The 3,302-nt window shown below is 63.0% G+C and carries 3 protein-coding genes; 2 read left to right on the top strand and 1 reads right to left on the bottom strand.

Translation table 11 applies throughout. The features are described 5' to 3' along the window. Positions 1 to 39: 39 nt before the first annotated feature. Positions 40 to 558 carry a GGDEF domain-containing protein gene (locus JNK68_16245; GenBank protein ID MBL8541894.1) on the top strand — a complete coding sequence of 173 codons (519 nt, stop codon included), beginning with the start codon at positions 40 to 42 and terminating at the stop codon, positions 556 to 558. Positions 559 to 567: 9 nt separating this feature from the next. Here JNK68_16245 and glgB read toward each other — a convergent pair whose 3' ends face one another. Next, positions 568 to 2,748: a 1,4-alpha-glucan branching protein GlgB gene (gene glgB / locus JNK68_16240; protein MBL8541893.1), complete on the bottom strand. Its 2,181-nt coding sequence runs from the start codon at positions 2,746 to 2,748 to the stop codon at positions 568 to 570. 113 nt (positions 2,749 to 2,861) lie between these two features. On the opposite strand from glgB, the gene JNK68_16235 reads away from it, so the two are divergent. Next, positions 2,862 to 3,302: NTP transferase domain-containing protein (locus tag JNK68_16235; protein MBL8541892.1), on the top strand; the 441-nt coding region annotated here is incomplete at its 3' end.

The following is a 3,302-nucleotide window of genomic DNA, read 5'->3' as shown; positions in this document are numbered from 1 at the left end:
GCCAATCGGAGACTCATGGAAAGCGCCGCCAAGCATCGAATGCAGGCTTCACACGATGCGCTTACCGGACTTGCAAACCGCATGCTGCTCGACGATCGGCTCGACCGCGCCATCGAGCACGCACGTCGGTGCGGCACCAGGGTTGGCCTGGTCATGATCGACCTCGACCATTTCAAGCCGGTAAACGATACGCATGGTCACGCCGTCGGCGACCGGTTGCTGGTGGTGACCGCCGCCAGGTTACGCGAGGCTGTGCGTACCAGCGACACGGTGGCCCGCTACGGCGGTGACGAGTTCGTGCTGATTATCGAGAACGTGCGTGACCGCGAGGATGTCGAGCGCGTCCTCGGCCATATCCAGCGGCGACTGTCCTCTCCCGTGAACGAAGGCAGTCTGCAGCTCTCGCTCTCGGCGAGCATGGGAGTCAGTGTCTATCCGGACGACGCCCCGGATGCCAGCGCGCTACTGCGACGGGCAGACGAAGCGATGTACGCCGCAAAGAAAGCGCGCAAGGCACAGCGGGATGACGCCCGGCGCAGCGTGGGGATCGCCGCTTAGTCGGTCGCTTTAGGCGAGCCGCAGCAACAGACCCGCCAGCGGCGGAAGGTCGATCACCAGCGAGTCCGCGAGCCCCATCCACGACAGGCCCGAGGACTGGATGTGTCCGGCGTTGCCGACGTTCGAGCCGCCGTAGAATTCCGAGTCGCTGTTCAGAACCTCGTGATATGTGCCCGCTGCGGGGACGCCAATGCGGTAGTCGTGTCGCGGGACGGGCGTAAAGTTCAGCACGACCACGACGAACGATCCATCCCTGCCGCGGCGCTGATAGCTCACCACGGACTGGTCTGCATCGTGGCAGTCGATCCACGAGAACCCCTGCTGCGAGAAATCGAACTCGTGAAGCGCGCGACAGTCGCGGTACAGCACGTTGAGGTCGCGCACAAACCGCTGCGTGCCGGCGTGAATGGGGATCGACGACTGCGCCCATTCCAGCTCCCACTGCACCTGCCATTCGCGCCCCTGCCCGAACTCGTTGCCCATGAAGTTGAGCTTCTTGCCGGGGGAGGTGAGTTGATACAGTGCCAACAGCCGCAGGTTCGCGAACTTCTGCCAGCCGTCGCCGGGCATCTTGCCGAGCAGTGAATACTTCCCGTGGACCACTTCGTCGTGGGAGAGTGGCAGCACGAAGTTCTCGGAATAAGCGTAGATCTGGCCGAAGGTCAGCAACTCGTGATGAAAGCGACGATGGATCGGGTCGCGCCCCATGTAGGCGAGCGTGTCGTTCATCCAGCCCATGTTCCACTTCATGGAGAAACCGAGACCGCCCAGGTAGACCGGGCGCGAAACCATTGGCCACGCGGTCGATTCCTCGGCGAACGTGAGTGCGCCGGGAAACTGCTCGTGCACCATGACGTTGAGTTCGCGGAGGAAGTCGATCGCCTCCAGGTTCTCGCGACCGCCGTACCGATTGGGCAGCCACTCACCAGGCTTACGCGAGTAGTCGAGGTAGAGCATCGCCGCGACCGCGTCGACCCGCAGCCCGTCGATGTGAAACTCCGATAACCAGTAGTTTGCGCTAGCGAGGAGGAAACTCTTCACCTCGTTTCGGCCGAAGTTGAAGACGTGGGTGCCCCAGTCCCGATGCAGGCCCAAACGCGGGTCTTCGTGCTCGTAGAGCGAGGTGCCGTCGAACCGTGCGAGGGCCCACGCATCGGAGGTGAAGTGCGCGGGCACCCAGTCCAGGATGACACCGATACTGCCCCGGTGGCAGGCGTCGACGAAACGCCGAAGTCCGTCGGGATCGCCGTGACGGCTGGTCGGCGCGAAGTAGCCGGTAGTCTGGTAGCCCCACGACTCGTCGAGCGGATGCTCCGAGATGGGCAAGAGTTCGATGTGCGTGTAGCCCATCTCCTGCACGTAGGGGACGAGGGCAGCAGCAAGCTCGTCATAGCTGTAGAAGCGCCCATCCGGATGACGTCGCCACGAGCCGGCATGCACCTCATAAATGTTGATCGGCGCATGCAGCCAGTCCCACGCGGCGCGATGTGCCATCCAGTCGCCGTCCTGCCAGGCATGGGCGGTCGGCGGGCAAGTACGGCCCGCCGTGCCCGGGCGCAGCTCGAATTGTTGGCCGTAAGGATCGAACTTGACGAACACCCGACCCGAATGACGGTTACGGATCTCGAACTTGTATAGGCTGCCGCTAGGCAGATCGGGAATGAAAAGCTCCCAGACGCCACTCGAGCCGCGGCTCACCATCGGATGCACCCGGCCGTCCCAGCGGTTGAAGTCGCCCACGACCGACACGCGCTCGGCGTTCGGCGCCCAGACGGCAAAGCGGAAACCAGCCACGCTGTCCACCACCATGGGCTGGGCACCGAGCGCCCGATGCGCCTGGTGGAAGCGGCCCTCGTTGAAGAGATAGAGGTCGTGGTCCGTCAGGCTGGGTGCAAAACAATACGGATCATGGCGGATGCGGACGTTGTCGCCTTCCTGGGACTGCAGGCGATAGTGTTTCGGCAGACCGGTACCGGACCATTCGAAGAGCCCGGCCACGCCGATTCGCCGCATCGGGCACCATCCCTCGGGCGTTTCGATCGACAAAGCATTGCTGTGCGGATCGAACGCGCGGACGATCTGTCGGTCGCCGCGTGCATGCAGTCCGAGCAGGGCGTAGGGATCGTGCAGGCGGGCCTCGAGAAGGCGCTCCGCAAGCCGATTGACTTCGGGTGGGAGGTCGTGTTTCATGAGCATACAAGAAGCTCCATTATAGCCGTAGTCCCGGGAGGCCAGGCTCGCGTTCTCGTCGCGGGTGCTGCAATCTGGAACCGATCCAACATCCACGCAAGGACGCGACAACGGTGACACCCGAATCCGCACCCCGATTCATCAGTCTTCTCACCAAGAACACGTATGCCATCGTGCTCGCAGGCGGCCGGGGGAGCCGTCTTGCGCACCTGACCGACTGGCGAGCGAAGCCTGGCGTGCCTTTCGGCGGCAAGTTCCGCATCATCGACTTCGTGCTTTCGAACTGCGTCAACTCGGGCATTCGTCGCATCGGCGTGTTGACGCAATACAAGTCGCACAGTCTCATCCGCCACATCCAGCGCGGCTGGTCTTTCCTCGCCGGGCAGTTCAAGGAGTTCGTCGAACTGATGCCCGCCCAGCAGCGGATCGAGGAACTCTGGTATCAGGGTACCGCCGACGCCGTATTCCAGAACATCGACATTCTGCGCGAGTTCGACCCCGACTATGTGCTGATCCTCGCCGGCGACCACATCTACAAGATGGACTATGGCAAG

The organism is Betaproteobacteria bacterium (assembly GCA_016791345.1).
GTDB lineage: Bacteria > Pseudomonadota > Gammaproteobacteria > Burkholderiales > JAEUMW01 > JAEUMW01.
Note: the sequence above shows the minus strand (reverse complement) of the source record. Positions and strands in the feature narration are given on the sequence as shown.

What these genes read in the sequence shown, in the direction of transcription:
- JNK68_16245 (MBL8541894.1), top strand. Translation starts at nt 40, where the DNA reads ATGCAGGCTTCACACGATGCGCTTACCGGACTTGCAAACCGCATGCTG.
- glgB (MBL8541893.1), bottom strand. Translation starts at nt 2,748, where the DNA reads ATGAAACACGACCTCCCACCCGAAGTCAATCGGCTTGCGGAGCGCCTT.